Source organism: Listeria sp. MAN/IMW/UF464 (assembly GCF_058683955.1).
The window spans coordinates 44,328-68,456 of the sequence record NZ_JBZWZP010000001.1 but is presented as its reverse complement, the minus strand read 5'-3'; the positions used below and the strand labels follow the sequence as shown (position 1 = coordinate 68,456).

At 37.9% G+C, this 24,129-nt stretch carries 20 protein-coding genes and 2 other annotated features; of the genes, 4 read left to right on the top strand and 16 right to left on the bottom strand.

Annotated features, from left to right (window positions below; genetic code table 11):
* Positions 1 to 53: 53 nt before the first annotated feature.
* From AC4PG0_RS00390 to trpE, 9 genes are all read right to left on the bottom strand, one after another.
* Complete coding sequence (locus tag AC4PG0_RS00390) at positions 54 to 1,667, bottom strand: putative polysaccharide biosynthesis protein (protein WP_033532972.1); 1,614 nt, start codon at positions 1,665 to 1,667, stop codon at positions 54 to 56.
* Between the two features lie 84 nt (positions 1,668 to 1,751).
* On the bottom strand, positions 1,752 to 2,189 hold the full coding sequence (locus tag AC4PG0_RS00385; protein ID WP_003762507.1) for a hypothetical protein: 438 nt from the start codon (positions 2,187 to 2,189) through the stop codon (positions 1,752 to 1,754).
* Positions 2,190 to 2,259: 70 nt separating this feature from the next.
* Entirely contained in the window at positions 2,260 to 3,033 is a 774-nt protein-coding gene (gene trpA, locus AC4PG0_RS00380; protein WP_492167668.1) for a tryptophan synthase subunit alpha, read from the bottom strand.
* Entirely contained in the window at positions 3,026 to 4,228 is a 1,203-nt protein-coding gene (gene trpB, locus AC4PG0_RS00375; protein ID WP_003772095.1) for a tryptophan synthase subunit beta, read from the bottom strand. The genes trpA and trpB overlap by 8 nt, the downstream gene beginning before the upstream one ends.
* On the bottom strand, positions 4,228 to 4,839 hold the full coding sequence (locus AC4PG0_RS00370) for a phosphoribosylanthranilate isomerase (protein WP_033532971.1): 612 nt from the start codon (positions 4,837 to 4,839) through the stop codon (positions 4,228 to 4,230). Before AC4PG0_RS00370 ends, trpB begins: the two co-directional genes overlap by 1 nt.
* The gene (trpC, locus tag AC4PG0_RS00365) at positions 4,836 to 5,594 is read right to left on the bottom strand and encodes an indole-3-glycerol phosphate synthase TrpC (protein WP_153648078.1); all 759 of its coding nucleotides are present in this window, start codon (positions 5,592 to 5,594) and stop codon (positions 4,836 to 4,838) included. The genes AC4PG0_RS00370 and trpC overlap by 4 nt, the downstream gene beginning before the upstream one ends.
* On the bottom strand, positions 5,591 to 6,610 hold the full coding sequence (gene trpD, locus AC4PG0_RS00360) for an anthranilate phosphoribosyltransferase (protein WP_010991637.1): 1,020 nt from the start codon (positions 6,608 to 6,610) through the stop codon (positions 5,591 to 5,593). Before trpD ends, trpC begins: the two co-directional genes overlap by 4 nt.
* Positions 6,582 to 7,187 carry an aminodeoxychorismate/anthranilate synthase component II gene (locus AC4PG0_RS00355; protein ID WP_194317158.1) on the bottom strand — a complete coding sequence of 202 codons (606 nt, stop codon included), beginning with the start codon at positions 7,185 to 7,187 and terminating at the stop codon, positions 6,582 to 6,584. The genes trpD and AC4PG0_RS00355 overlap by 29 nt, the downstream gene beginning before the upstream one ends.
* A complete protein-coding gene (gene trpE, locus AC4PG0_RS00350; RefSeq protein WP_045553098.1) occupies positions 7,184 to 8,548 on the bottom strand; it encodes an anthranilate synthase component I in 1,365 nt (454 codons plus the stop codon). The genes AC4PG0_RS00355 and trpE overlap by 4 nt, the downstream gene beginning before the upstream one ends.
* Before the next feature lie 64 nt (positions 8,549 to 8,612).
* Positions 8,613 to 8,837 (bottom strand) — a binding site (T-box leader).
* A 48-nt stretch (positions 8,838 to 8,885) separates the two neighbouring features.
* Positions 8,886 to 9,129: a binding site (T-box leader), on the bottom strand.
* Between the two features lie 490 nt (positions 9,130 to 9,619).
* Here trpE and lap point away from each other — a divergent pair.
* The 4 genes from lap (at position 9,620) to AC4PG0_RS00330 (ending at position 14,840) form a co-directional block, all read left to right on the top strand.
* Positions 9,620 to 12,220 carry an adhesion-mediating acetaldehyde/alcohol dehydrogenase LAP gene (gene lap / locus AC4PG0_RS00345; protein WP_003762516.1) on the top strand — a complete coding sequence of 867 codons (2,601 nt, stop codon included), beginning with the start codon at positions 9,620 to 9,622 and terminating at the stop codon, positions 12,218 to 12,220.
* Positions 12,221 to 12,343: 123 nt separating this feature from the next.
* Positions 12,344 to 12,772 (top strand): VOC family protein, encoded by a 429-nt coding sequence (locus AC4PG0_RS00340; RefSeq protein WP_003772108.1) that lies wholly within the window; start codon positions 12,344 to 12,346, stop codon positions 12,770 to 12,772.
* 83 nt (positions 12,773 to 12,855) lie between these two features.
* Complete coding sequence (locus AC4PG0_RS00335) at positions 12,856 to 13,776, top strand: ABC transporter ATP-binding protein (protein ID WP_492167667.1); 921 nt, start codon at positions 12,856 to 12,858, stop codon at positions 13,774 to 13,776.
* Positions 13,773 to 14,840 (top strand): ABC transporter permease, encoded by a 1,068-nt coding sequence (locus tag AC4PG0_RS00330; RefSeq protein ID WP_003772110.1) that lies wholly within the window; start codon positions 13,773 to 13,775, stop codon positions 14,838 to 14,840. The genes AC4PG0_RS00335 and AC4PG0_RS00330 overlap by 4 nt, the downstream gene beginning before the upstream one ends.
* A 39-nt stretch (positions 14,841 to 14,879) precedes the next feature.
* Here AC4PG0_RS00330 and AC4PG0_RS00325 read toward each other — a convergent pair whose 3' ends face one another.
* The 7 genes from AC4PG0_RS00325 to AC4PG0_RS00295 all read right to left on the bottom strand — a co-directional run bounded on the left by AC4PG0_RS00325 (position 14,880) and on the right by AC4PG0_RS00295 (position 24,109).
* Positions 14,880 to 15,854, bottom strand: coding sequence for a S66 family peptidase (locus AC4PG0_RS00325; RefSeq protein ID WP_112119940.1), 975 nt, complete (start codon positions 15,852 to 15,854; stop codon positions 14,880 to 14,882).
* Positions 15,854 to 16,435 carry a DNA-3-methyladenine glycosylase I gene (locus AC4PG0_RS00320; RefSeq protein ID WP_010991642.1) on the bottom strand — a complete coding sequence of 194 codons (582 nt, stop codon included), beginning with the start codon at positions 16,433 to 16,435 and terminating at the stop codon, positions 15,854 to 15,856. Before AC4PG0_RS00320 ends, AC4PG0_RS00325 begins: the two co-directional genes overlap by 1 nt.
* A 12-nt stretch (positions 16,436 to 16,447) precedes the next feature.
* Positions 16,448 to 16,681, bottom strand: a complete 234-nt coding sequence (locus AC4PG0_RS00315; protein ID WP_003762523.1) for a hypothetical protein — start codon at positions 16,679 to 16,681, stop codon at positions 16,448 to 16,450.
* A gap of 103 nt (positions 16,682 to 16,784) precedes the next feature.
* Positions 16,785 to 19,487 (bottom strand): aconitate hydratase AcnA, encoded by a 2,703-nt coding sequence (gene acnA / locus AC4PG0_RS00310; protein ID WP_033532966.1) that lies wholly within the window; start codon positions 19,485 to 19,487, stop codon positions 16,785 to 16,787.
* 154 nt (positions 19,488 to 19,641) lie between these two features.
* A complete protein-coding gene (locus AC4PG0_RS00305) occupies positions 19,642 to 20,445 on the bottom strand; it encodes an STAS domain-containing protein (protein ID WP_003762527.1) in 804 nt (267 codons plus the stop codon).
* A gap of 23 nt (positions 20,446 to 20,468) precedes the next feature.
* Entirely contained in the window at positions 20,469 to 20,891 is a 423-nt protein-coding gene (locus AC4PG0_RS00300) for a general stress protein (protein WP_003762529.1), read from the bottom strand.
* The gene (locus tag AC4PG0_RS00295) at positions 20,891 to 24,109 is read right to left on the bottom strand and encodes a DEAD/DEAH box helicase (RefSeq protein WP_033532965.1); all 3,219 of its coding nucleotides are present in this window, start codon (positions 24,107 to 24,109) and stop codon (positions 20,891 to 20,893) included. The genes AC4PG0_RS00300 and AC4PG0_RS00295 overlap by 1 nt, the downstream gene beginning before the upstream one ends.
* Positions 24,110 to 24,129: the final 20 nt, after the last annotated feature.

Here is a 24,129-nt window from a genome sequence, read left to right as displayed (position 1 = left end):
TTAAAAAAAAAGAACAAACCCAAATAAATATCGGCTTGCTCTTTACAAAAAGCTTAAATCAAATGAAGTTTTTTACGAATTTTATACATCCGGTCACCTAGAATATAGTTTAATAGCCCTGCTTTTGCAGCTAAAAAGGCATAAATATAAGCCCCCACTCCAGCTGATATAAAAATAATTACTAATGCAGTAAATCGTGCATGCGGATTTAAGAATAATGCAAGCCCATGATAAATGAGCCAAACACTAACTAACATCACAAAACTTATTCCAAGAATTAACACCAGACGTCTAATAATATACTTAAATGAATAATGAGCATATTTTTTAATAATAAAAATGGTGAACAGCACAGAAACAATGTAACCAAGTCCGGTCGCAAGTGCGCCACCTTTTGCACCAAGAAGTAAAATTAACGGCATTTGTAGTACGGATTTTGTTAGTAACCCGAGAAGTAAACTAAGTACTGTATAACGTTGCTCGTCAATCCCTTGTAGAATCGCAGCAGTGACACTAAATAGCGAGAAGAAAATTGCAAATGGAGCGAAAAAGCTTAGCAACATTGATCCATCAGCGTTATAGCCATAAAATATCGTATAGAGCGGATCAGCCAAGAGCGCTATTCCTAAACAAGCTGGCACGACTAAAAATAGCAATACTTGAAAAACAGCTGTTAGATGATGGTGCACTTCGCGAATCCGACCTTTATGAAATGAAGCAGCCACGAGCGGAACGAGCGTCATCGAAAACGCCAACGCTAATGTACCCGGAATCATAATGATTTTTTGAACAGAAAAGTTGAAAATAGAAAGTAAATCTTCCGCTGCCTTCCCGGGCATGCCATCGTATGTTAAAACACGCGCAAAGGTGAATAAATCAATTTGTTGATATAGTGACATCGCCATTCCTACTATAATGAAAGGCACTGCTGAGATTGAGATTTCTTTTAATAAATGTAACGTCGACACTTGTAATTTATTTTCACTACCGGCAATCATTTTTTGAATACCTGGTTTGCGTTTTCGGTAATACCACAGTAAACAAATTAAACTGAAGAAAGCTCCGACAAAAGCCGCAAATGTCGCTAAGCTCATTGCTGTTACAAGACTTCCACCAATAAGATGAAGCACAATATACGTACTTGCAAGCAGGAAAACGATTCTTGCTACTTGTTCAATTACTTGCGATACAGCAGAGGGTCCCATTGAATGAAACCCCTGGAAATAACCGCGAAGTAAGCTCATTACTGGAATAATAAGTAACGCAAAACTCACTGCACGAATAACGGTTGTAATATCTTGAATGCTCGTTCCGCCACTAACCTCTTGCATCCCAGCTAAAAGCGGTGCAAAAATATACATAATTAAAAAACTAATAATCCCGGTAAATATCATCAAATATGTACTAGACCTATACAATCTTTGGCTTAAAGCATATTCATTTAGCGAATTATATTTAGAAATGTACTTAGCAACTGCTAATGGAACTCCAGCTGTCGCAATATTTAAGAAGATTTGGTAGGGAACATATCCGTATTGATAAAGAATCGTTGCCTGTTCCCCGCCAGCAATCCAGTAAAATGGAATAACATATAAAATCCCTAAAATTTTCGATAATAAAGTTCCCGCAGTAAGTACGGCCGTTCCTCGCATTAATTTTGAACTCATAATTTCTATTACCTCAATTGATTTTTTCTTTTAAGTCTGTCTGTTATATATGTTTATGTAAAAATCATTCTTACATTACTACTTTTAACGCATTCTTCTAAGATTTAAAATACAAGTTACACTCAAGGCAAGTAGCACTGCTGGTAAAATAAGCGAAACAAAGTTCACACCACTATTAATCATTGATAAAACGACACCAAGAATGGTAAACGCACCATATAAATAAAAAACAAGCGGTGTAATAATAATGCCTTTTCTAAGTTTGTTATAAGAAAGAAATAGCATAATCGTAAATGCGATACAAATAACAGCCATTATCGTTGTCGTCATAATCGTATTTTGAACGACAGCGGTTGCATTTGCATTAGCAAGTACTTCTTTTCTTTGTTGTAGAGCAATAAGTCCCACAATAGAAACGCTACTTAATACGGCTTGGATAGTAGATACAATCGCTATCCCAAGTGTTACATTTTTCGTGTTATTGAGCATTCTTGCATGCTCCGGTTTTACTTCAACAGACATTCTTACAACTCCTCTTTAACATTCTATACACCAGACTTTACCATATTTAAAGAGAAATTGTAAGTAGTAATTAGTTTTCGATTTGAACTTCTGCTGCATTTTGTAAAAACGTACCTAGCTCCCTCGTTTCCCCGTCATGCAACATTTGTACGACCTTACTTCCAATAATCACACCATCACAAACACGCGCAAATTTTTCCACATGTTCTATAGAAGAAACTCCAAAACCTGCAAGAACAGGAACAGGGCTAATACTTTTTAAATAAACTAAATGGGTATCAATATGCGTATTAAATTCATTTCTTACGCCCGTCGTCCCGTTGACTGTTACGGCATAAATAAAACCTTCTGCTTGGTTAGCTATTTCTTCTAGGCGCTCTTTCGGACTGGTTAGTGAAACAAGCGGAATAAGCGCAATATCTGTCCCTTTTAGTTCGGGTGTAATAAGCGTACGGTGTTCATAAGGTAAATCAGGAATAATAAGTCCTTTTACAGGTGTTTTTTGAACCATTTCGATAAATTTTGGAATACCTAAATGAAAAATCGGATTAATATAGCTCATAATAATTAGTGGAATTTGCACCTTACTTGTGGCTAATTTAGTTAAAATTGCTTCTAAACTAACTCGTTCTTTTAATGCGCGTAAACCAGCAAGTTGAATGACAGGGCCGTCAGCAACTGGATCAGAAAAAGGAATCCCGATTTCAATCGCGCTTACGCCTGATTTTTCTAGGAATAATAGTTGTTCTTCTAGATTATCTAAACCACCATCGCCGCCCATAATATAAGTTACTACAGCAGCATGCTCTTTATTCGCCAATTTTTTTGTTAATGTCTTAGTCATTAGTTTGCCCCTCCAATCGTTCTTTTAATTGATTAACATCTTTATCCCCGCGACCAGATAGGCATACAACCATACTTTCATCCGGACGCATCTGGCTAGCAAGTTTCACAGCATAACTAATGGCATGCGAACTTTCAAGTGCTGGAATAATCCCTTCTGTCCGGCATAAAAGTTGAAAAGCTTCGACTGCTTCATCATCTGTAACAGAATGATACTCAGCGCGACCTAAATCACGGAAAAAACTATGTTCCGGCCCAATACCAGGATAATCTAATCCCGCGGAAATCGAGAAAGCTTCAAGGATTTGTCCATTTTCGTCTTGTAAAACATCCATCATTGCCCCGTGCAAAATGCCAATCTCGCCTTTAGAAATCGTGGCTGCATGGAACTCTGTTTCAAGACCATGACCAGCAGCTTCTACGCCGTGCATTTGAACAGAAGAATCATCCACAAACGGATAAAATAAGCCCATCGCATTACTGCCACCACCTACACAAGCCACAATCGCCTCAGGTAACTTACCTTCTTTCTCTAGATGTTGTTTACGTGCTTCTGTCCCAATGACACTTTGGTAATCACGAACAATTTCTGGGAACGGATGGGGCCCAAGAACAGATCCCATAATATAATGCGTATCTTCCACATTCGCCACCCAGAACCGCAGTGCTTCATTTACGGCATCTTTCAAAGTACGGCTGCCAGCTTTCACGCTGACAACTTTTGCGCCAAGTAACTCCATTCTAAATACATTAAGCGATTGACGTTTAACATCTTCTTCTCCCATGAAAATAGTACATTCCATGTTAAAAAGTGCTGCTACTGTCGCTGTAGCTACACCATGTTGCCCTGCTCCAGTTTCTGCCACTACTTTTTGCTTGCCCATTTGCCGCGCAAGTAATGCTTGACCAATCGTATTATTGATTTTATGCGCACCAGTATGATTTAAATCTTCTCGTTTTAAATAAATTTTAGCCCCGCCAGCATAGGCAGTAAGTTGTTCCGCAAAATAAAGCGGCGTTTCCCGACCTACATATTCTTTTAAATAGTAGTTTAATTCTTTTTGAAAAGCTGCATCTGTTTTAGAAGCTCGGTAAGCCTCATCTAATTCTTTCACTGCTTTCATTAAAGTTTCTGGCACAAATCTGCCACCGAATTTTCCGTAAAAACCATTTTCATCAGGTGCTTGATATGTCATTATTTTCCAACTCCTTTTGCTGTTTTAATGAAGATTTTAATTTTTTCAGGATCTTTTTCACCATTTGTTTCTACGCCGGAAGAAATATCAACGGCATATGGTTCAAAGCGGTTAATAGCTTCTTTCACGTTTTCGACATTTAAGCCACCAGCAATAATCAATTTATTTTTTATAAGTAGATCACTATTTACTTTATCCCAATCAAAAGTTTTCCCGCTGCCGCCCTCGTATTCTTCTGCCGGAGCATCAAGTAAGATATAGGCATTTGAATAATCATTTATATTGTTAGGAAGTTTGCCCTCTTTAACTGGAAAAGCTTTAATTACTTCGGCATCGGTGCGGTCTGCTTGCTCGGTCGGTTCTTGTCCATGGAGTTGCACGATGTCTAGTGGTACGCCTTTAATAGCAGCAGTCAACTCATCTTCAGTCGGATTAACAAAAACACCAACTTTCTTAATATTAGATGGGATATTTTTAGCTAATTGGTGCGCTTGTTCAATCGTAACTTGGCGTTTACTTTTCGCAAAAACGAAACCAATCATATCCGCACCATTCTCAACTGCTGCTTTTACATCGACACTTTTTTTCAATCCACAAATTTTTACAATCATCGTTTCACCTTCAAACTTTCTGCTGCTTTTTGGGGAGTTTTTTCTCGCATAAGCGCTTCTCCAACAAGTACCGCATTAAATTCTTTACTCACTCGTTTAACATCGTCTGCCGTTTTAAAACCCGATTCACTAATGAAACATGCCTCCGTTGAAAAATCACTCGCAACCATTTCGCTTACCGCAATATCTACTTCAAACGTGTGCAAATTCCGATTATTCACTCCAATTAATTTAGCTCCAATTTTTTGCGCGAGAGCTAATTCGTCCCGGTCATGAACTTCTACTAATACTTCCAAATCAAGGGCACTCGCTTGTTTAAAAAGTAACCCTAGCTCATCTTCTGTAAGAGCTGAAATTATTAGTAATACAACCGTTGCTCCGGCATTCCGAGCGCGAATTAATTGTTTTTCACTAATAATAAAGTCTTTACACAGTACTGGAATTGCTACGTTTTTCGCTACTTCTCGTAAATCTTCAATCGATCCTTTAAAGAAAATCGGGTCGGTTAATACAGAAATCATACCTGCTCCAGCTGCCTCATACGATTTTGCTTGAGCGACTGGGTTCACATCCATATTTATTTCACCTTTTGAAGGCGAGGCGCGTTTTACTTCCGCAATAAGTTGCATTTGTTCCGTATTTTCTTTTAAAAAATCATAAAACGAATAAGTTTTCCGTTTTTCTGCTACTTGTTCTAATGGCATTTCAGCTACCTCTACTGCTTTTTGAGCTAAAATTTCTTCTAAAAATGTCATTTCGCTAGCACCTCTTTTTGATAAGTAATTAAATCTTGCAATTTTTGTTTAGCTAGACCACTTCTAACTAGGTCGCGGGCTAAATCAACGCCTTCTTTTACTGTTTTTACTTTGCCATTTGCGAATAAACCAAATCCGGCATTTAGCAAAACAGTGTCTAAATAGGCACCAGGTTCGCCGTCAAGTACACTACGAAGAATTGCTGCATTTTCTTTTGCATCCCCGCCCCTAATTGCTTCTAGTGGGTAGCTAGCTAAACCGACTTCTTCAGGTTTTAGTGTATATAAGTGAACTTCCCCGCTTTCATATAATGCGTAATGATTTTCACCGGCTAGAGAAGCTTCATCCATAAAGCCCGCCCCATTTAAAACTACGGCCCGTTTTCGTCCAAGTTGTCCTAAAACTTCCGCAGTTTGTCTGATTAAATCACGACGATAAATGCCCATTAATTGTGTTTCGAGATGAACCGGGTTGGTTAAAGGTCCAATCAAGTTAAAAATGGTTGGTGTCCCAAGTTCTTTCCGAACGTCCATCACGTATTTCATATTAGGGTGAACATGTGGTGCGAATAAAAAGGCAATTCCTACTTTTTCAAGTAAATAAGTCATATCTTCAGGACGCATATTAATATCAATCCCTAATTCCTGACAAACATCCGCACTACCTGAACGACTAGAAATACTTCGATTCCCATGTTTCGCCACTGGAATTCCTGCTGCTGCAAGGACGAATGCCGACGTTGTACTGATATTAAAACTATTCGATTTATCTCCACCAGTTCCGCAATTATCCATCGCAGTTCCAGCTGGGAAATCCACTTGAATCGCAACTTGCTGCATCGCTTCTGCTATTCCAGCCATTTCTTCTGCGGTTTCTCCTTTGACTTTAAGTGCCATTAGAAAGGCAGCAATTTTCGTTTTTGAAAGACGTCCTTCAAAAATTTCTGTTGCAACGATATTCATTTCTGCTTTTGATAGATTTTTTTGGTCATATACTTTTTGTAATAAGATTTCCATTTTCTCCCGCCCTTTCTACTATGTGAATAAAGTTTTCCATCATTTGTTTTCCGTCATTCGTGCCGATTGATTCTGGATGAAATTGCAATCCATAAACCGGATAATTTTTCAGTTTCATCGCCATTACTTCCGCATCATCCGTCGCCACTGCTAATACTTCTAAGCAATCTGGTAAAGTATTTTTATCTACTATTAAAGAGTGATAGCGCATCACAGGTATTTCTTTTGGCAAGTTAGTAAAAATGGCTCCACTCGTTTGCTGCATCAGCGAAACTTTACCATGACGAATGTGCTTTGCTCGTTTTACATCTCCGCCAAATACCTCACCGATCGCCTGGTGTCCTAAACAAATCCCAAGTAGTGGTTTTTCTTTCGCAAATTTGAAAACCACTTCTTCCAAAAGTCCGGCTTCACTAGGTTTTCCTGGCCCTGGTGAAAGAACAATCCCATCTGCCAAAGCCGCATATTCCATTAAATCCACGGCATCATTTCGTTTTACTACGACATCACTGAACTCTGCCAAATACTGCTCTAGGTTATACGTAAAAGAATCATAGTTATCAATTAATAAAATCATTCTCCCACCTCCAAAAGGGCTTTCGCTTTTTGTATTGTTTCCAAGTATTCACTCTCAGGTTCTGAATCATAAACAATTCCCGCGCCAGCTTGCACATAAGCTTTTCCATCATGGAGTACCATCGTTCTAATTGAAAGGGCAAAATCAGAATCACCATTTTTCGTTAAGTAACCTACCGCACCAGCATATGGTCCACGTTTTACATTTTCCCATTCATAGATTCGCTCCATGGCTCTTATTTTTGGTGCTCCGCTAACTGTACCAGCCGGCAGCGTCGACCGAAGAGCATCCATCGCACTTAATCCTGGTTTTAATGTACCTTCAACAACGGAAACTAAATGCATCAAGAATCGGTAACGTTCGATTGTTAGATATACTGGTACATGAACCGAACCCGTTTCTGCAATTTTTCCAATATCATTTCGTCCTAAATCCACTAACATTCTGTGCTCTGCAAGTTCTTTTTCATCGGATAATAATTCCGCTGCCAGCATTTCATCTTCTTGTTTTGTTGCCCCGCGACGCCTTGTACCAGCAATTGGATTTGTCGTAACAGTCCGCCCTTTCGTTTTAATTAAACTCTCTGGTGAAGAACCAATTAAGACCGTATCGCCAAAATCAATGAAAAAGAGATAAGGAGAAGGATTTAACAATCGTAATTTTCGGTAATAATCAAACGGCTCCACTGTAAAATCTGCCTCTAACCGCTGAGAAAGTACTATTTGAAAGAAATCGCCATCTTGAATATAGGTTTTCGCTTTTTTGACTAAGTTCATATACTCCTCTTTGGTATAATTGCTTTTGTAAGTCATTTTCGGAACTTGAACTGCTTTGTGTTCATCTTTTTTTGGTGTTGTAAGTTCTAAAAACATCGCTTCAAGTGCCTCATCCAGTTCTGCTTCACTTCTCCCAGAGTAGCAATTATCTTGCACTAAAATAAGTTCTTCCGCTTGATGATCCATGATGATAAAACTTTCATATATATAAAAACGAATATCTGGCATGTCCCGCGTTTCGACTGGAATGTCACCTAAATTTTCATAAAGTGCAATAACGTCATAACCAACATAACCAATTGCCCCTGAATCTAAAGGCAAGCTTTCTTCCTCCGTCTTTGCTTTTTCAATAAATAGTTCAATTTCTTTTAAAGGGTCTGTCACTATTTGAAGTGCCCCGTCTATATAATATTCATGTTGATATACTTTAATTTCATGTACAGGATTGATAGCAATAATAGAATATCTCCCTGCCTCTGCATCTTTTGCAGCTCCTTCAAGTAAGCTTTTGCCTGTTCCGGAAAGACGTTGAAAGGCTAAAATCGCGGTTAATGTATCTGCATCCATTCTTTTCATTTTTCTCATTTAAATCATCCCTTCTTCATTAAAATAAAAAAAGCCCTCTGAAAAAGCCTACTATCATGCTTTTTCAGAGGACGAGTTATCGCGGTGCCACCTCATTTTAGGGGAATCCCCCTATCTCAGTGCTGCTTTTTTGCAGCTGCTCTATAACGGGAGCTCCCGTTCACCCCTACTTCAGTTCAAGGTATCACGCACAAGGCCCATTCCTATTTCATCTATTTATTAGCTCGCACCAAACGCTAACTCTCTTTGAAAATCGATGAAAAGTACTATTCTTGTTTCATGTTTTCGTTTTATAAAATTAAAAAAGGGCCTCTCTCCAAGCCTAGCAAATATACTAGACAAGGACGAGAGACCCGTGGTACCACCTTGATTAACTGCAAAAACAGTTCACTTAATCCATCCAAATTCCGAATGGGCGCCTTGTGTAACGATAAGGCCTAATCGCTGCATCCTACTAAGGAAATTCCTTTTCAAACCAGAGCTCAGAAGTCCATTCACATCATGTCCGCTACTGACTTTCACCAACCGTCAGCTCTCTAAAAACTTTCATCATGCTACTTACTCTTCATCAAAGCTATCATTTTTTACTTGTATTCATCTTACATAAGAACAAACGGAAAGTCAAGAAAATAAAACCACATAAATCAAAATAGCAGTTAATAAACAACTAAGTAAAAAGAACTATCATAGAAAATCCCTCTATCCCCCTATTAATACAGGACATTATTAATAGTAAAAAAAGAATCATTATCTTAATTACCTTTTATTTACGAGTCAACTAGAGATGAAAATCCCCTTAAAACTATATGATAAAACCACTCATACAAACTATGCCTTATAGACTAAAAATTGCTTTCCCAGAAGGACTATCCGCTCATTTTCGTCTATTTGTGAATATTTTCACGTGAAACACTGGACAAACTTTTATTGATGGCTTATACTAACGGTGTAATCAAATAAAACAAAAGAATATGGCACAGCAACAAGTCAAATTTTTTTGGATTATCAGGGACGTCAAAAGTCTACTATGGACATTTAGAGTCCCGCACAAATATTAGGAGGTTCTGGAAAATGGCAATTAAAGAAAATGCGGCCCAAGAAGTATTAGAAGTTCAAAAAGTGATTGACAGATTAGCAGACAATGGACAAAAAGCATTGAAAGCATTTGAAAGTTACAACCAAGAACAAGTAGATAATATCGTACACGCAATGGCGCTTGCCGGACTTGACCAACATATGCCCCTTGCAAAATTAGCAGTAGAAGAAACAGGACGTGGATTATACGAAGATAAATGTATTAAAAACATCTTCGCAACAGAATATATTTGGAACAACATTAAAAACAACAAAACAGTCGGAGTTATTAACGAAGATACTCAAACTGGTGTTATCGAAATTGCTGAACCAGTCGGAGTAGTTGCCGGGGTTACACCAGTAACTAACCCAACTTCAACAACACTTTTCAAAGCAATTATCGCGATTAAAACGCGTAACCCAATCATCTTCGCTTTCCATCCAAGTGCGCAACGTTGTTCATCTGAAGCAGCAAAAGTTGTTTATGATGCAGCAGTTGCAGCTGGAGCACCAGAACATTGTATTCAATGGGTAGAAAAACCTTCCCTAGAAGCAACAAAACAATTAATGAACCACGATAAAGTAGCACTTGTACTTGCAACTGGTGGTGCTGGAATGGTTAAATCAGCATACTCTACTGGTAAACCTGCACTAGGTGTTGGACCAGGTAACGTACCAGCTTACATTGACAAAACAGCTAAAATCAAACGTTCTGTTAATGACATCATTCTTTCTAAATCTTTTGACCAAGGTATGATTTGTGCTTCTGAACAAGCAGTTATCGTGGACAAAGAAGTTGCTAAAGAAGTAAAAGCAGAAATGGAAGCAAACAAATGCTACTTCGTTAAAGGTGCTGAATTCAAAAAACTAGAAAGCTATGTAATCAACCCTGAAAAAGGAACACTTAACCCAGATGTAGTTGGTAAATCCCCTGCATGGATTGCAAACCAAGCTGGTTTCAAAGTTCCAGAAGATACAAAAATTCTTGTAGCTGAAATTAAAGGTGTTGGCGACAAATACCCACTATCTCACGAAAAATTAAGCCCAGTTCTTGCATTTATCGAAGCTGCTAACCAAGCAGAAGCATTCGATCGTTGTGAAGAAATGTTAGTATACGGCGGACTTGGACACTCAGCAGTTATTCACTCTACTGATAAAGAAGTTCAAAAAGCATTTGGTATCCGTATGAAAGCTTGCCGTATCATCGTAAATGCACCAAGCGCTCAAGGCGGTATCGGTGACATTTATAACGGCTTCATCCCTTCCCTAACTCTTGGTTGTGGATCTTATGGTAAAAACTCTGTATCACAAAATGTAAGTGCGACTAACTTGCTGAACGTTAAACGTATCGCGGATCGGAGAAATAATATGCAATGGTTCAAACTTCCACCAAAAATTTTCTTTGAAAAATATTCTACTCAATACCTTCAAAAAATGGAAGGCGTTGAACGCGTATTTATCGTAACTGACCCAGGTATGGTTCAATTCAAATACGTTGATGTAGTAATCGAACACCTGAAAAAACGTGGTAACGACGTAGCTTATCAAGTATTCGCTGATGTTGAACCAGATCCATCTGATGTAACAGTTTACAAAGGTGCAGAACTAATGAAAGACTTCAAACCAGATACAATTATCGCTCTTGGTGGTGGTTCCGCAATGGATGCTGCCAAAGGTATGTGGTTATTCTATGAACACCCAGAAGCTTCATTCTTCGGCTTGAAACAAAAATTCTTAGATATCCGTAAACGTACTTTCAAATATCCTAAACTTGGTGGAAAAGCGAAATTCGTTGCGATTCCAACAACAAGTGGTACAGGTTCTGAAGTAACTCCATTTGCGGTTATTACAGACAAAGAAAACAACATTAAATACCCTCTTGCTGACTATGAACTAACTCCAGACGTTGCGATTGTCGATGCACAATATGTAACAACTGTTCCAGCACACATTACTGCTGATACTGGTATGGACGTTCTAACTCACGCAATTGAATCTTATGTATCCGTAATGGCAAGTGATTATACACGTGGATTATCCATCCGTGCAATCGAACTTGTTTTTGAAAACTTACGTGAATCCGTTCTTACTGGTGATCCTGATGCGCGTGAAAAAATGCATAATGCTTCTGCCCTAGCTGGTATGGCGTTTGCGAATGCGTTCCTAGGAATTAACCATAGTTTGGCACACAAAATTGGACCTGAATTCCACATTCCTCACGGTCGTGCGAATGCAATCCTTATGCCACACGTTATCCGTTATAACGCACTTAAACCTAAAAAACATGCGTTATTCCCAAGATATGAAAGCTTCCGTGCTGATGAAGATTATGCTCGTATCTCTCGTATTATCGGCTTCCCTGCTGCAACTACAGAAGAAGGCGTTAAATCACTTGTAGATGAAATCATCAAACTTGGTAAAGATGTTGGTATCGACATGAGTCTTAAAGGACAAAATGTTGCTAAAAAAGACTTGGATGCAGTTGTAGATACACTTGCAGATCGCGCATTCATGGACCAATGTACTACTGCCAACCCTAAACAACCACTTGTAAGCGAACTAAAAGAAATTTACCTTGAAGCTTACAAAGGTGTTTAAAAACTAGCTAACTTGTCCACCATTAATATATAAAGTTAGAAGAAAGCGCAAGTCCATCCCAGGGCTTGCGCTTTCGCTTTAGTACTAAAATTAGTATAATGAAACAAGAATGGAGTTGATTTAATGATACGAGCAACTGTGCCCTACTTCACTTTTAACGGGGAAGCCCAAGAAGCACTAGAATTTTATAAAAAAGTGTTTCAAGCAGAAATTACAAAAACTCGTTTTTTTCACGAGATGGAAGGATTCTCTGGAGATGAAAAATTAGGCGAACGAATCCTTCATGCTAGGCTTACGAAAGACGATAAAGATTTGTTTTACTTCTCAGATACACTAGAAGGCGAAACAGATGCGGGAAATCGTTTATCACTTGCAATTAATTTTGAAACTGAAGAAAGTTTTGTACATGCATTCGTACTACTTTCTAAAACAGGGACCGTTGAAATCCCTATTCAAAAAACTTTTTGGGATGCAAAATACGCAAAAGTTATCGATCATTACAGCATAGATTGGCACCTTAACTTAGAAAATGAGTCTACTACTAAAGTATGATTTTTTCCCGTCCTCTAGCCGAATGTAATTAGAACTAAAAAATAGTACAATTTTAGTAGTGAGAGAAAAAAAGGAGTGAGTTCATGACTGAGACAGTTTTAAAATTAGAACATGTCACGAAAAAAATCGGACAAAAAAATATTGTCCACGATATCAGCTTTGACATACATAAAGGAGAAGTATTTGGTTTACTTGGTCCAAATGGTGCCGGTAAAACAACTATTATCCGCTCGATTGTAGGCTTAATTCGCCGCTCAGAAGGTACAGTTTATATTAATGGTAAAAATATTGATACCGACTTTAAAGCAGCAATTTCTGAAGTAGGAGCAATTATTGAAAATCCGGAATTTTATATGTATATGTCTGGATGGGCTAACTTAAAGCAATTTGCACGGATGAGTCAAAAAAATATTACAGACGATCATATTCGTGAAATTGTAGAACTTGTAAAACTTTCAGATGCCATCAATCAAAAAGTAAAAACATATTCCTTAGGTATGCGTCAACGTTTAGGCGTTGCACAAGCCTTACTTCACAACCCCGCCCTACTTATTTTAGATGAGCCAACCAATGGACTTGATCCACAAGGGATGGCAGAATTCAGAGCATTAATTCGTGATTTAGCAACAAACGGTACTTCTGTTTTAATTTCTAGCCATTTACTTAGCGAAATTCAACAAATTACCGATCGTTTTGCTATTATTAATAAAGGTGTCTTAACTCATACGGAAAAAATGAGTGACGTACTTAAAAATCACGTGGCTGTTTATCAACTTAAAGTCACTGATAGCGTAGCAGCAAAAACTGTTCTTGCTACACTTCCAGTAAAACTTGTTGCTGAGAAAGAAAATTCATTTAAAATCGAAGTGGCTCACGAAGATGTCCATTTAATTGCCCGCGCGATTATTCAAGCAAATATCGATTTATTGGAAATGGTTCCACTTCAAGCCTCCCTTGAAGAACGATTCCTAGAATTAACAAATGGCGGAGGTGTAAAAGCATGATAGCATTAATAAAAAATGAATTTACTAAATTATTTTCTAGAAAATCTAGTTGGATTATGCAAATTGTCTTATTTGCAGCAGTTTTAACTTTGGCACTACTTATGTTTTTCGTTAGTAAGATTGATACAAGCGGTGTTGAAGGTGGCAATGCAAGTAATGCTGGAATTACAGCTTATTACGATGATAAAGGAACTCCGGTAAGTGAGGAGGAATACTGGAATTCAGCAGATAAAGATGGTAACCCAACATATAAAACCGAAACACTATCACTAACAGATTCCGTTGCTTACTTAAAAACTCAAAAACAAGCAGCTCAAACGAAAGATGAAAAAGAATCAGTTCAAAAACAAATTGATTTCTATCAAGCTTATGTAGATGCAGATGAAAAACCTGCTAGCAATTCAGCCGGAATTTCAAGTGCTGACTTCTTTGCATCACTCGGTAGCTCTGGAGCAGTCGCAACGATGCTAGTAGTAATTGTGGCAAGTATTATTGTTGCAACAGAGTTTTCTGGCGGAACAATTAAGTTATTACTCGCACGACCTTATTCTAGAAGTCAAATTCTTTTCTCTAAATATTTTATGTGTATTGTTTATAGCATCATTAGTTCCATCACGCTATTATTAGCTAGTTTTATCTTCTCGTTTATTCTTCCGAAGCAATCGATTTTCATGCCGCTCTCCCCTTCATCAGGCGCAATGACAGCGTGGGACCATGCTTGGATGTTACTCGGAACAAACTTCTTACTGATGATCGTGTATGCAACTATCGCATTCTTCTTCTCATCCGTTGTTCGTTCACAAGCATTAGCAGTTGGTGTTGGTGTCGGAGTACTATTCTCTGGTGGAATTATTCGTCAACTACTACCACTCGCTATCGAAAAATACGACTGGATGAAATGGATTATTTTCAACTTGCTTAGCTTAAATGATACAGTTGGCGGTCAAAAAATCGCTGGCGGTTTAGCAGATTGGCAAATTATTGCTGGCCTTGGCGTATATACAGCGATTATCCTCTTCTTTACATTCTTCATTTTCAAAAAACGAGATGTCGCGTTAAGTTAATCCAAAAAAGAGGTTGTCCGTTATGGACAACCTCTTTTTTTAATGTTTGATAATCTCAATTTTATTTACTGCATTTGTATCAATTCTTGCTGTTCCGCCAATTGGGAAAGTAGCAAGTGGTTGCGTATGGCCAAAATCCGCGCCTGAAATAACTGGGATTTTTTGTAAAGCTGTTTTCGTTTCTATAATAAAAGCAAGTTTCTCTTTCGTCATTGCCGTTTTTGTTTGGAAGCGACCAATAACCAAACCTTTTATTTCATCTGCACCTGGTTGATTAAGAAGTGACTCCAAATCACGATCAAACGTTTCTGGAACAGTCATAAAATCATCTTCCAGAAATAAAATAGCACCAGATAAATCAGGCATATATTCTGTTCCTTGTAGTAAATTAAGCGTGCAGAGATTCCCGCCGATAATGGTTCCTTCTGCTTCTCCATCTTGAAGAACAACTAGCCCTTCATTTGGCTTGAAGTCCCTGTTTTCTTGATCCAAATACCATTCATCATCACTCCACGAAGTACTTGCCGTTAGCGCAAATGGTTCTTTATCTACTAAGCAAGCGCTAAATGAATCAAGTACGTAGTCTAGACCTTTTTTCATTGAAAAGGTAGAGAAATGTGCGCCGGAATAAGTAACGAGTTCGGTTTGGGTATAAATAGCCGTTCCTAGCGCTGTAATATCAGAGAATCCGCATAAAATCTTAGGGTTCTCAGCAATTAAATCATAATCTAAATATGGTAGTAATTGATTGCTATTAAAACCACCGATAACAGTTAAAATCGCTTTCACATTCGCATCATTGAACGCTTCATGAATGTCAGCTACTCTTGAGCGAATACTAGAGCTTAACATACAATCCATTTCTGAAACATGCTCTCCAAAAGTGACTTTGAAACCCATCTCATTTAGGCGTTTAACAGCGAAATCGACTTGATTTTCTGCCATTATACCAAGAGATCGGCTTGGAGCAATGATGCGAATTTCATCACCTTGTTTTAATTTTGCGGGAATCATCATTTGATCGCCTCCCTATTTAGCGTATGGAATGGACATGAACGTAAATGATCGTCCAGGATGCCAATAGCTTGTAAATAAGAATAGATAATCACAGGCCCAACGAACTTAAAGCCTCGTTTCTTCAAATCTTTACTTATTTTTTCAGATAGTTCCGTCTTAGCTGGCACTTCTCCCATTCCCTGCCATTCATTAATAATTCGCTCTCCATTTGTAAAACTCCAAATATAATTAGCGAATGAGCCGAATTCTGCTTGGACTTTTTGTGTAGCTAGGGCATTGGTGCGAACTGCTTTGACTTTCAAACGGTTCTTCACAATGGCCGCTTCTGAAACGATCCGCGCTAAATCTTCATCTGTTAACCGAGCACACTTATCAATATCAAAATGAAAAAAAGCTTCTTGATAGGCTTTTCTTTTATGTAAAATTAATTTCCATGACAGGCCAGCTTGTGCCCCTTCTAAATTCAACATTTCAAATAAATAAGTATCATCCTTACTCGGGACGCACCACTCGCCATCATGGTATGCTAGTTCAAACGGGTCATTAATCGACCATGGACAACGTAATTCTTCGGACAAATTGAGTTCCTCCTATATAGTTAAAATATAATACACACTAATTAATACGGCTACAAACAAACCAATACAACTCCAAATTATCCGTTTCTCTTTCCACTGACTAACTGCAACTGCGATACTCAATGCTAAAAATAAAAATAATAGCCAGTTCGGAACATCTGGATGATACTCGCTTTTGAAAATAAGATAACCAACTACTGCTGCAATTATTCCTGTTACAACCAAACTTATCTTTTGATACCTCATTCGCTCAAGCCTCCTATTTACCAATCATAAAACATACGTTCCCTTTTTGCAAGTGAAAATAAAAAAAGAAGCGAACTTATTTGCTCGCTTCTTTTTTTGGTAATTATTTTAATTTGCCACGAAGGACCATTGGTAAAATCCCACCATGACGGTAATAGTCAATTTCTACTTCTGAGTCAAATCGTGCAAGTGCATCAAAGGTGAAGCTAGTGCCGTCTTCGCGAACAGCTGTTACTTTGACAATATCTCTTGGCGCTACACCTTCACTGATTTCCACTTGTAAACTTTCTGAACCAGTAAGGCCTAGTGTATCTGCATCTTCTCCTGGTAGGAATTGAAGTGGTAAAACACCCATCATTACAAGGTTAGAACGATGAATCCGTTCATAACTTTTTGCAATTACAGTTTTAATTCCAAGTAAATTAGTTCCTTTGGCAGCCCAGTCACGTGAAGATCCCATTCCGTAATCATCGCCAGCAAGAATCACTAAGCCAGTGTTGTTTTCGATATATTTTCTAGATGCGTCATAAATGGACATTACATCCCCAGTTGGCCAGTATGTTGTGTAACCACCTTCTGTTCCAGGAGCGATTTGGTTTTTGATTCGAATATTGGCGAATGTACCGCGCATCATAACATCATGATGACCACGACGAGAGCCATACGAGTTGAAATCACGAATCGCTACGCCTTCTTCTTGCAGGAATTTTCCGGCTGGTGTATCTTTACCGATTGCACCAGCTGGTGAAATGTGGTCGGTTGTAACAGAATCACCAAATTTACCAATAATACGAAGACCAGATAAAGCTTCTACTTTGCCAGCTTCTTTTGCTAAATTATCAAAGAATGGCGGGTTGGCAATATACGTCGAATTTTCATCCCATTTGTATAAAGCATCTTCTGTAGTTTCAATCGCATTCCAAGCTTCATTTTCATCAAATACATGGGCATATTGCTCACGGAAAAGTTCTGGCGTTACGGTTTCTTCTACAAGCGCCTTCACTTCTTCTGAACTTGGCCAAATATCGTTTAAGAAGACATCTTCGCCATTATTACCACGTCCGATTGGTTCTGTTAACATATCTACGTTCGTTGTCCCAGCAAGCGCATAAGCAACTACAAGTGGTGGTGAAGCTAAGAAGTTTGCTTTCACAAGTGCATGAATTCGTCCTTCAAAGTTACGGTTACCACTGAGAACTGCGGAAACTAGTAAATCACTCTCTTGAATCGCTTCTTCAATTTCTTCTTTTAATGGACCTGAGTTACCGATACAAGTTGTACAACCATAACCAACTAGGTCAAAGCCAAGTTTTTCTAAATATGGAAGTAAACCAGCTTTTTCCAGGTAGCCTGTAACAACTTTGGAACCTGGCGCTAAGGAAGTTTTGACGAATTTGGGTACTTCTAAGCCTTTTTCAACAGCTTTTTTAGCGACCAAACCGGCGCTTAGCATTACGTATGGGTTAGAGGTATTCGTACAGCTTGTAATTGCTGCAATAGCAACGGAACCAGTTTTCATTGTTGATTGGTCACCATTGCCAAATGTAACAGTTACTTCTTTGTCTAAAGCTGATTTATCAAGACCGAAACCTTGGTTGCCTGCTTTCGCTGTAATGGATTCACGGAATGTTTCTTTCATTTTCGAAAGCGGAATCAAATCTTGTGGACGTTTTGGCCCAGCTAGATTTGGCTCAATAGCAGAAAGATCGATTTCCACTGTTTGTGTATAATTTGGTTCTACTTTTTCTGGTGTAAAGAATAAATCGTTTGCTTCTAAATAAGCTTCTACTAATTCGATTTGTTCTTTGTCACGACCAGTTAGTTTTAAATAGTTAAGCGCTTCTTTGTCTACCGGGAAAAATCCGCAAGTTGCGCCGTATTCAGGAGCCATATTGGCAACAGTCGCGCGGTCAGCTAGTGGAAGGGTTGCAACGCCTGGACCATAAAATTCAACAAATTTCCCTACTACTTTTTGTTCCCGCAAAACTTGTGTTACTTTCAAGGCAAAATCGGTGGCAGTTGCGCCGTTTGGTAAAGCGCCTAATAATTTCACACCGATAACTTCCGGAATTGGGAAATAAGATGGTTGTCCGAGCATTCCGGCTTCAGCTTCAATACCGCCAACTCCCCAACCTAAAACGCCAATACCATTAATCATTGTCGTATGGCTATCTGTCCCAACAAGGGAATCTGGAAACGCTACAAATTCGCCGTCCGAAACTTCATTCGCGATGACGACGTTTGCTAAATACTCTAAGTTAACTTGGTGAACGATACCAGTTGCAGGTGGCACAGCACGATAGTTATCAAATGCTTTTTGCGCCCAGTTTAAAAATTGATAACGCTCCATATTGCGTTTGAACTCTAGCTCCATGTTGATTTTTAGCGCTTCTGGATTCGCATAACTATCAACTTGTACCGAGTGATCGACTACTAAATCAACTGGGATTTCTGGATTGATTTTTTCTGGGTCGCCGCCTAGGTCAGCCATCGCTTTTCGTAATGAAGCTAAGTCAACAACTGCTGGAACACCGGTGAAATCTTGTAGAATAACACGCGCTGGTTTAAATGGAACTTCTCCTTCGTTACCATTTTTTGACCAATGAGCTAGGTCTTCTACATGTGAATCCTTAATTACTCTGCCATCAGCTTGTCTTAATACGGATTCAAGTAGAACACGTACAGAATAAGGTAATTTCTCGATGTTTGTGATTTTGTCCTCTTCTAAGGTTTTAAGTTTGTAGTAATGATACGTTTTGTCATTAAGTTTAAATGATGCTTTTGCTTTTTCTTTCCAATTAGTCATCCACGTTTCCTCCTTCAATTCTTGAAACGACTGGTCTCTCTCATCTATTGTACTTAAAAATAAGCGATAAGTAAACAAAGAGAATTCGCTATAATTCAATAACTTTTTCTTATAACAAAAAAATGAATGACAACGAAGTGCCATTCACCTTTTTTTATAGACCTAAATTGGTTAATGCTTGTTCTAGGGAGCCAAATGATTGGAGTTTCGAAATATTCGAACCAACCTGAATTGTGCGCTGGGCAAAGCTTGGTTGCATACCAGAAAGTATCGGGATTAATCCAATCAATTTAAATGATTGAATCATATCTTCCATGTGTTTTGTTGCAAAATCATCTTTTAAAACGGCGCTAGAAAAATCTATTACGATGAAGTCTAAATTTAACTTATCCGCAGATTCGATTGCTTTTTCTTTCATAAAATAGCCTCGATCATCATCTAAACTTCCAACTATCGGTAAAACTCCAATGGAATCAGTAATCGGAATAATACGCGTCGATAATTGGATAATTTCTTTGCGCTGAGCCATAACTTGATTTCTATTTTCTTGCATAAATCCTTCAAGAAGCTGCTGTTGAATGGATGCGAGTGTGTCTTTTATTTCTAACATAAACTGAATAATATCAGCATCCGTATAAAAAACATCTTCAGTTTCTTTCCATTTAAGTAAGCTGTTTATAATAAATTTATCAATTTCGCTCATATGTTGATGGATTTTTCTAATGTCCGTTTTGTCATTGAAGCGTCTTTTACCGATGTTTTCAAAATCTCGTTCTTTCACTCCCGTAATGACATCAATAATCATGCCACACGATGCGGTACTTAGTGAGCGAATAGATTGTTCATCCTCACCAGCACTAAGCCTCAACTTATATTCATCCGTTTGAGTATAATAATTATCGTAAAAATTGTTAACTACCTCTGAACGACGACTAATCAAAAATTCTTTAATTTGCATAAACTTCTCCTTTTTCACCGATACTATCTCGCAAAAATTAAGATGTTATCTGCATGTAAATTTTCAATCATTTTATCAACCTGTTCTTCTGTTAAGTCGAAATCTTCTAGAAGTTTTTTAACAGATTTATCGTCTGTTTTTGAGAACCATTTAGCAAAAGGTCCTGCCGCATAAAGGGCACCGTATTTCGGATTATAAGCTTGTGGAATAACAATTGCGCCACTAAGTGATTGCAGTATTCCAGAGATAATGCCAAACGCCTCTTCATTAACTGGACGTTCGATTTCAATATTTTCTTTTTCCGCTAATGTTTCGAGATTTTTATTATGTTTGGATTTAGCTAAAACAGAAATATCTTCTTTTTCATAGCCCTCACTTACTAACTTGTTGATAATTTCCTCTGCTGCGCCTACATTTTGAACTGCGAATACTTCCCACTTTTTCATTATTTGTCATCCCTTCCATTATCCAATTGTAAAATTTGTTTAATTTCTTCTGTGCTTAATTTACCTAGCATTTGTTCCCCTGGTTGGATAAGTTCATCCACGAGCGCTTGTTTTTTCTTTTGTAAGTCAAAAATTCGTTCTTCAATCGTTCCTTTTGTAATCATTCGGAACACTTGAACGACACGTTTTTGACCGATTCTGTGAGCACGTCCTGTCGCTTGTTCTTCTACAGCTGGATTCCACCATAAGTCGTATAATATCACCGTATCTGCACCCACAAGATTTAGCCCGGTTCCTCCTGCTTTTAAAGAGATTAGGAAAATATCATTCTCACCTTCATTAAAAGCATTAACCATATCTAATCTTGTTTTAGCAGGCGTTTTACCATCCATATAGAAAAGGGGTTGACCATCTTCTTCTAATTTCCGGCGAATAATCGCAAGCATACCAGTGAACTGAGAAAAAATCAGTATTCGTTTGCCGTTTTCTCTTGCTGTCTGTATTGTATCAAATAACTGTAGTAATTTACCAGATTCACCTTGATAATTTTCGACAAAAAGGCTTGGATCACAGCAAATTTGGCGTAAACGGGTTAATCCCGCGAGTAATTTGATTCGTTCTTCCGAAGCATTGCCATTACTTTCTTCTAAATCAGCTTGAATTTTCTCTAAATAAGCTAAGTAGATTGTTTTTTGCTCATCGGTTAATTCAGAATAAAGGTTTGTTTCAATTTTATCGGGTAGTTCTTTTACTACGTCTTGTTTTAATCTGCGCAGTAAGAACGGACGAATCATTTTGGCAATGTTTTCGTACGGGATTTCTTTGAATTTGCGTAGCGATGGGAAAAATCCTGGCATTAATGTTTGGAAAATCGCCCATAATTCATCGATACTATTTTCAAGTGGCGTTCCACTTAACGCAAATACATGATTTCGTTTAAGCGCACGCACTGCTTGTGATGCTTTTGTATGGTAATTTTTAATGGCTTGCGATTCATCAATAATGACACTTGAAAAAGCTACATCAGCGAAATGAATAATATCTTGACGTAAAGATGGATAAGAAATCAAATAAACATGACCGTGTTTTATCTCTTCCATTTCTGCCATACGAGCCTGTTTCGTTCCATGTAAAACAGTCACAGGGATTTCTGGCGCAAATTTTTCTAATTCACTTTGCCAGTTGTAGAGCAGTGAGGCTGGTGTAACTATTAAGACCGGTTTTAAGTTCGGATTCTCTTCTAATTCTGATGCCAAGAAGCTAATCGTTTGTACAGTTTTACCGAGTCCCATATCATCTGCCAAAATACCACCAAGATTATATTTAGCAAGTGACTTCATCCATTCAAAACCTGTTAACTGATAATCACGCAACTCTGCTTTTAATCCTTTTGGTAAACTAAAACTGTCTTCTGATTGAGTAGTTATGTCTGTCAGTAGTTCACGGAAAGAACGGCTGAATTTATGATGTTCATCTTGCGTTCCCGCCCCTAAAATATCGTAAATTTGCATACCTCGATAAAGCGGAACTTGCATATTCGGCTGGACATCTTTTTTACGCACTTCTAACATTTGTAGTACGTCTTCCATTTGTTTATAGTTTTCTGATTCAAGCGATAAGAAACGTCCATTTTTCAGACGATGATAGCTACGTTTTTCTCGCAATGATTCTAGGACATTTTGGACTTCTTCTTCCGGGATGCCTTTGAAATCAAACGAAACAGAAAGATAATCATTATCTGAAGAAACATCTAGCGTTGTCACAGGGCGCACGTTGTCTTCTACCATTTCTTCTAAACCATCTTCCATATAAATCTCCGCATACTCGGCAAGTTTTGGAATGGTTCGATAGTAAAATTGATATAAATCCTTTTCTTGTTTATTAACAACCATTTTTGTTCCTGAAAAATGAACAGGAGCGCTTTCGATAATATTCATCACGCGTGCTTCTTTTTCCACATCACGAATCATGATTTTTTCGTTTTCTTCTTCCGTAATTGCAAATGGGTCAAATAATTGATTGCCATAATGATATTCAAGGCGTAATGTATGCTCTCCGTATTCCAGCGCAATAAATAATTTACAATCAAGTGGTTGCTGTGTAATCCGGTCTTCAATCGAGTCGTCCAGTTTCAACTTACCACTTTTTTGTAAAGCTGGTAAAACATAGGAAATCACTTCACTCAATTGCGACTCTGAAAACTGCACCACTTCATTTTTCGTAACTTTATGAAATTCCATTAACGGTTTTAAAGATTCCCAAACTTCTTTAACAGGAATGAAAAAAGTACCATCAAAAAAAAGTAACTGATAAGCTTCGAAAAAGATTGCTTGTTGTAAGTCTTCCATTTCTAGTTGGTATTTGTCATCCGCACTTTTTTTAAGTTCAAAAATAAAGTCTAGGTTATCGCGGCGAACGTTGATGCCGCGGTATTTAATATCTTCTACGCGTTCTTTCATAATAATACAAGTCGTGTCGCGCTCAGTTAAGAGTTCTAATAGTTCACCAGCCATACTAGGTGGAATAGTAAGGTTTTTCTCTTCCGCATAGGATTTTGACCAGTAGAAAGAATCTGTATCATACATCTTGGCAATTTCACTGATTTGAAGTAATTTGTCCAAAATTTGTTTGTCTTCTTCCAAAAAGAAATGCTCATTTGGATCATAAGCAAAATTCTTAGTAAAGACAAGCCACTGCCGATCACGAATCGCAGCTAAAAATGTATTCATATTTTTTACTACATATGTTCGCTCTGTCCCTACTTTGACTTCAATTGTCATAATATAACTAGAATCATCGGGTTTTAAGCGAATGATATATTGTGTTTGAAGTGGTATTTTATTAGTAATATCCTCTTCCACTTCAAGTTGTTGCGCCATATTTTGTTGAAAAAGGGAAAGAAGTGTATTTGATTCTTGTGTGAGAATTCGATTTTTAAAATCTTGTTTGGCTGCTTTTTGTTTTTCTTTTTCCATTTTTAAATGTGTCGCGTAGATATGTTTGCAAATAGCATTTAGCTGAAAATCGGCACAGCTACAAGCATAATTTTCACTCCCAGCATCTTCTACGACATTTTGATCAATAAAATAGGTTAAAAAATGGTCTGATGCGTCTTTTTCACGAAACTGAATGATTTCTCCGTCTTCCATCAGTTTTTTTCCAGCCTGTTTCACACTATATGGAATCATTTTATTTTGAATTGCTGTAAAGTGCTCCATTACTTTCTTCCTCCCAAAAC

What these genes read in the sequence shown, in the direction of transcription:
- AC4PG0_RS00390 (WP_033532972.1), bottom strand. Translation starts at nt 1,667, where the DNA reads ATGAGTTCAAAATTAATGCGAGGAACGGCCGTACTTACTGCGGGAACT.
- AC4PG0_RS00385 (WP_003762507.1), bottom strand. Translation starts at nt 2,189, where the DNA reads ATGTCTGTTGAAGTAAAACCGGAGCATGCAAGAATGCTCAATAACACG.
- trpA (WP_492167668.1), bottom strand. Translation starts at nt 3,033, where the DNA reads ATGACTAAGACATTAACAAAAAAATTGGCGAATAAAGAGCATGCTGCT.
- trpB (WP_003772095.1), bottom strand. Translation starts at nt 4,228, where the DNA reads ATGACATATCAAGCACCTGATGAAAATGGTTTTTACGGAAAATTCGGT.
- AC4PG0_RS00370 (WP_033532971.1), bottom strand. Translation starts at nt 4,839, where the DNA reads ATGATTGTAAAAATTTGTGGATTGAAAAAAAGTGTCGATGTAAAAGCA.
- trpC (WP_153648078.1), bottom strand. Translation starts at nt 5,594, where the DNA reads ATGACATTTTTAGAAGAAATTTTAGCTCAAAAAGCAGTAGAGGTAGCT.
- trpD (WP_010991637.1), bottom strand. Translation starts at nt 6,610, where the DNA reads ATGGAAATCTTATTACAAAAAGTATATGACCAAAAAAATCTATCAAAA.
- AC4PG0_RS00355 (WP_194317158.1), bottom strand. Translation starts at nt 7,187, where the DNA reads ATGATTTTATTAATTGATAACTATGATTCTTTTACGTATAACCTAGAG.
- trpE (WP_045553098.1), bottom strand. Translation starts at nt 8,548, where the DNA reads ATGAGAAAAATGAAAAGAATGGATGCAGATACATTAACCGCGATTTTA.
- lap (WP_003762516.1), top strand. Translation starts at nt 9,620, where the DNA reads ATGGCAATTAAAGAAAATGCGGCCCAAGAAGTATTAGAAGTTCAAAAA.
- AC4PG0_RS00340 (WP_003772108.1), top strand. Translation starts at nt 12,344, where the DNA reads ATGATACGAGCAACTGTGCCCTACTTCACTTTTAACGGGGAAGCCCAA.
- AC4PG0_RS00335 (WP_492167667.1), top strand. Translation starts at nt 12,856, where the DNA reads ATGACTGAGACAGTTTTAAAATTAGAACATGTCACGAAAAAAATCGGA.
- AC4PG0_RS00330 (WP_003772110.1), top strand. Translation starts at nt 13,773, where the DNA reads ATGATAGCATTAATAAAAAATGAATTTACTAAATTATTTTCTAGAAAA.
- AC4PG0_RS00325 (WP_112119940.1), bottom strand. Translation starts at nt 15,854, where the DNA reads ATGATTCCCGCAAAATTAAAACAAGGTGATGAAATTCGCATCATTGCT.
- AC4PG0_RS00315 (WP_003762523.1), bottom strand. Translation starts at nt 16,681, where the DNA reads ATGAGGTATCAAAAGATAAGTTTGGTTGTAACAGGAATAATTGCAGCA.
- acnA (WP_033532966.1), bottom strand. Translation starts at nt 19,487, where the DNA reads ATGACTAATTGGAAAGAAAAAGCAAAAGCATCATTTAAACTTAATGAC.
- AC4PG0_RS00305 (WP_003762527.1), bottom strand. Translation starts at nt 20,445, where the DNA reads ATGCAAATTAAAGAATTTTTGATTAGTCGTCGTTCAGAGGTAGTTAAC.
- AC4PG0_RS00300 (WP_003762529.1), bottom strand. Translation starts at nt 20,891, where the DNA reads ATGAAAAAGTGGGAAGTATTCGCAGTTCAAAATGTAGGCGCAGCAGAG.
- AC4PG0_RS00295 (WP_033532965.1), bottom strand. Translation starts at nt 24,109, where the DNA reads ATGGAGCACTTTACAGCAATTCAAAATAAAATGATTCCATATAGTGTG.